The organism is Pseudoalteromonas sp. GW168-MNA-CIBAN-0100 (assembly GCF_040309225.1).
Lineage (GTDB): Bacteria > Pseudomonadota > Gammaproteobacteria > Enterobacterales > Alteromonadaceae > Pseudoalteromonas > Pseudoalteromonas arctica.
The window spans coordinates 1-258 of the sequence record NZ_JBEOOL010000762.1 but is presented as its reverse complement, the minus strand read 5'-3'; the positions used below and the strand labels follow the sequence as shown (position 1 = coordinate 258).

1 pseudogene is annotated in these 258 nt (G+C 35.7%); it reads right to left on the bottom strand.

The features are described from left to right. Nucleotides 1-258, bottom strand: a pseudogene (locus AAEY62_RS23320) (zonular occludens toxin domain-containing protein); the annotation flags it as partial.

The window sequence follows — 258 nt, the reverse complement described above, 5'->3', positions numbered from 1 at the left end:
ATGCTAAATGGCATTCATCTATAAAAAAATAGACTCTATTGCCGTCCTCATTCTTCCAGTCCTGATACTGTAAATAATGTTCTTTCTTAGAAAATGGTCTTTCACCACCATAATTATGAAATTCACCATCAACTACTTCTATCAGTTCACGGCAATATTCACCGTAAACTGAACAGAAGTGATCGACATTTAAAGGTAAATTCGTTACAACTTTTCGTTTATGCTCAGTAACCGTAGGGATTATGTGCCTTACTACCG